This window comes from Kitasatospora sp. NPDC032150 (assembly GCF_055579945.1).
Genome location: NZ_JBVIMH010000091.1, coordinates 1 through 3,585 on the forward strand (window position 1 = coordinate 1; position 3,585 = coordinate 3,585).

Consider the following 3,585-nt stretch of genomic DNA (forward strand, 5'->3'; position numbering starts at 1 on the left):
CGCGTTCGGCACGCTGCGTCGCAACGAGGGCGGTCTGGAGCGGCTGTTCGCGTCGCTGGCCGAGGCCCATGTGCGGGGCGTTCGGGTGGACTGGCGGTCCTTCCTCGGCGGCCGTGGTGCGCGCCGGGTGGATCTGCCGACCTACGCCTTCCAGCGTGAGTGGTACTGGCTGGAGGCCATGGTGCCGGTGGCGGGTGCCGCACCGGTCGACGAAGCGGATGCCCGCTTCTGGGAGGCCGTCGAGAAGGGCGACCTGGACGCGCTGGCGGCGACCCTGGAGGTCGAGGGCGGCAGCGAGCTGGGTGCCGTGCTCCCGATGCTGTCGGCCTGGCGCCGGCAGAGCCGCGAGCAGTCCACGGTGGACGGCTGGCGCTACCGGGTCAGCTGGAAGCCGATCACGGACAGCGGTGCGGGTGTGCTGTCGGGCACCTGGCTGGTGGCGGTCCCGGCAGGCTTCGGCGAGGACGCGGCCGTGGAGGGCGCGGTCCGGATGCTGTCCGGCCGTGGCGTGGACGTGCGCCGGATCGAGCTGGACGCCGCCGCTGCCGACCGTGTCGCGGTGGCCGAACTGCTGCGCGAGGCGGTCGCCGACGGTGACTCCGTCGCGGGTGTGCTGTCCCTGCTGGCGCTGAACGAGGCGCCGCACTCCGAGAGTTCGGGTGTGCCGTCCGGTACGGCCGGGACGTTGGCGCTGGTGCAGGCGCTGGGTGACGCGGGTGTCGGCGCTCCGCTGTGGTGTGTGACGCGGGGTGCGGTGTCGACGGGTCGCTCGGACCGGCTGGCGGACCCGCTGCAGGCTCAGGTCTGGGGTCTGGGTCGGGTGGTGGCTCTGGAGCACCCGGAGCGTTGGGGTGGTCTGGTCGATCTGCCGGAGGTGCTGGACGAGCGTGCGCTCGGGCGGCTGGCCGGTGTGCTGGCCGGGGCTGAGGACCAGGTCGCGGTTCGGGCGTCGGGTGTGTTCGCCCGTCGTCTGGTGCGGGCCGCGCGCGGTGAGGGTGTCGCCTGGAAGCCGGCCGGTACGGTTCTGGTCACCGGTGGTACCGGTGCGCTGGGTGCGGAGGTCGCGCGCTGGCTGGTGCGCAACGGTGCCGAGCAGCTGGTGCTGACCAGCCGTCGTGGCCTGGACGCTCCGGGTGCGGTCGAACTGCGCGATGAGCTCGCTGAGTTGGGTGCTGCTGTCACGGTGGCGGCGTGTGATGTGGCCGATCGTGCCGCGCTGGCGGAGTTGCTGGCGTCCGTCGAGGTGTCGGCGGTGTTCCACACCGCCGGTGTGCTGGACGACGGTGTGGTGGACGGCATGACGGTGGAGCGGTTCGCCACCGTGGCGCGTCCGAAGGTGGACGCGGCGCTGAACCTGCACGAGCTCACCGCCGAGCTCGACCTCTCCGCGTTCGTGCTGTTCTCCTCGATGGCGGGTTCGGTCGGCAGCGCCGGCCAGGGCAACTACGCCGCCGCCAACGCCTTCCTGGACGCCCTCGCCGAGCAGCGCCGGGCTGACGGCCTCGCCGCCACCTCGATCGCCTGGGGTGCCTGGGCCGAGGCCGGTCTGGCCACCGACGACGTGGTCGCCGAGCGACTGCGCCGCGACGGTGTCGTCGGTATGGCACCTGGCCTGGCGATCAGCGCGATGCAGCAGGCCCTGGACGGCGGCGACATCGCAGTGACGATCGCCGACGTGGACTGGGACCGGGTGGCGGCCGAGACCGCCGCCGTCCGCCGGAGCAGCCTCTTCGATGAGATCCCCGAGGCGCGCAAGGTCATGGAGACGGCGCTCGCGCCGTCGGAGGGCACCGACGGTGAGTCGTCGCTGACGCGGCGACTGATGGCTCTGCCGGAGGTCGAGCGTGGCCGTGCGCTGCTGGAGCTGGTGCGGGTGCAGGTCGCGGCCGTGCTCGGTTACGCGGGTTCGGACGCGGTCGAGGCCGGACGAGCCTTCAAGGAGCTCGGTTTCGACTCGCTGACCGCGGTCGATCTGCGCAACCGTCTGAACGCGGCGACGGGTCTTCGTCTCCCGGCGACGCTGGTCTTCGACTACCCGTCGGCGACCGCGCTGGCCGAGCACCTGAGGTCCGAACTGCTGGGCCGGGAGCCGGAGTCGGCCGCGCCGGTGACGGTGGTGTCGGCTGTCGACGACGAGCCGATCGCGATCGTCGCGATGAGCTGCCGCTTCCCCGGCGGGGTCACCACCCCCGAGGAGCTGTGGCAGTTGCTGGTCCGGGGCGGTGACGCCATCGCCGAGTTCCCGACCGACCGCGGCTGGGACCTCGACGGCCTCTACCACCCGGACCCGGACCACCAGGGCACCACGTACGCCCGTGAGGGCGGTTTCCTGGACGAGGTCACCAAGTTCGACCCGGCCTTCTTCGGCATCTCGCCGCGCGAGGCCCTGTCGATGGACCCGCAGCAGCGTCTGCTGTTGGAGACCTCGTGGGAGGTCTTCGAGCGGGCCGGTATCGACCCGGCCTCGCTGCGCGGCAGCCAGTCGGGCGTCTTCGTCGGTACCAACGGCCAGGACTACGCCAACCTGCTGGTGGACGGCCTGGAGGGCGTCGAGGGTCACCGTCTGACGGGTACGGCCACGAGTGTCGTCTCCGGCCGTCTCTCCTACACCTTCGGGCTCGAAGGTCCGGCGGTGTCGGTGGACACGGCGTGTTCGGCGTCGTTGGTGGCGCTGCACCTGGCGGTGCAGGCGCTGCGGGGCGGTGAGTGCGATCTGGCGCTGGCCGGTGGTGTGACGGTGATGTCGACGCCGGATCTGTTCGTGGAGTTCAGTCGTCAGCGTGGTCTGTCGGTGGACGGGCGGTGCAAGGCATTCGCGGGTGCCGCGGACGGCACTGGCTGGGGCGAGGGCGCGGGCATGCTCCTCGTGGAGCGGCTGTCCGATGCCCGGCGCAACGGGCATCCGGTGCTGGCGATCGTGCGTGGTTCGGCGATCAACCAGGACGGTGCGTCGAACGGTCTGACGGCTCCGAACGGTCCGTCGCAGCAGCGGGTGATCCGCCAGGCGCTGGCGTCGGCCGGGCTGACGGCCGCCGAGGTCGACGCGGTCGAGGCGCACGGTACGGGCACGCGGCTGGGTGACCCGATCGAGGCGCAGGCCCTGCTCGCCACCTACGGCAAGGGCCGCGACGAGGCCTCGCCGCTGCTGCTCGGTTCGGTGAAGTCGAACATCGGTCACACCCAGGCGGCCGCCGGTGTCGCCGGTGTGATCAAGATGGTGCTCGCGATGCAGCACGGTGTGCTGCCGCAGACGCTGCACGTGGACGAGCCGACCCCGCACGTGGACTGGGCTGCGGGCGCGGTCTCGTTGCTGACCGAGACCACGGACTGGCCGGAGAGCGGCCGTCCGCGACGGGCGGGTATCTCCGCCTTCGGTATCAGCGGTACCAATGCGCACACGATCCTGGAGCAGGCTCCGGCCGTCGAGGAGACGGTCACCGAGGCGGCGGTCGCGCCGTCGGTGCTGCCGCTGGTGGTGTCGGCGAAGGGCGAGGCGGCGCTGCGGGCGCAGGCCGAGCGGCTGCTGTCGGCCGGTGAGTTCGAACTGGTCGATGCGGCTTACTCGTTGGCGACGGGTCGGGCGGC

The 3,585-nt window shown here is 72.1% G+C and carries 1 protein-coding gene; it reads left to right on the top strand.

Annotation, left to right across the window (positions count from 1 at the left end; genetic code table 11):
* The coding region (locus ACZ5ON_RS35835) for an SDR family NAD(P)-dependent oxidoreductase (RefSeq protein ID WP_465601764.1) at positions 1–3,585 on the top strand (3,585 nt) is incomplete at both ends.